This is a genomic window from Oleiphilus sp. HI0132 (assembly GCF_001635845.1).
In genome coordinates this window covers 1-519 of record NZ_LWGJ01001825.1, presented here as the reverse complement: position 1 = coordinate 519, position 519 = coordinate 1, and the positions used below count along the sequence as shown (strand labels likewise).

Genomic DNA, 519 nt, shown 5'->3' with positions numbered 1-519 from the left:
TTCCATATACAGCTTCTTGATGAAGTGGCTATTGAAATAAAACGAAACGAATTTTAAGAACGGTAACATACTAAAGAGAAAGGTCTTATGCGAAATATTAAAACCTATGAAGGTGATTTTAGAGATACGACGGGTGCAAAGTTTGCGATTATCGTGACACGATGGAACTCCTTTGTGGTAGAAAGCTTGCTAGAAGGTGCGGTGGATTCTTTGGTACGTCACGGTATTGATGAGAGTGATATCGAGATATTCCGCATTCCTGGCGCATTTGAAATGCCTTTAGCCGTGAAACGTGTTGCTGAAACTAAAAAGTATGACGCAGTGGTTGCTTTAGGAGCGGTGATCAGAGGCGGTACGCCTCACTTCGAGTATGTTGCTGGAGAGTGTGTGAAAGGTTTGGGTGCCGTATCATTGGATACAGGTATTCCTGTTGCCTTTGGCGTTCTGACGGTGGACACCATTGAGCAGGCGATTGAACGTGCCGGCACCAAAGCGGGTAACAAAGGTGAAGAAGCTGCG

1 protein-coding gene is annotated in these 519 nt (G+C 45.1%); it reads left to right on the top strand.

Going from position 1 to position 519, the window contains the following annotated elements; all coding sequences use genetic code 11:
* Window positions 1-87: 87 nt before the first annotated feature.
* Window positions 88-519: 6,7-dimethyl-8-ribityllumazine synthase (gene ribE, locus A3766_RS27620; protein ID WP_068643389.1), on the top strand; the 432-nt coding region annotated here is incomplete at its 3' end.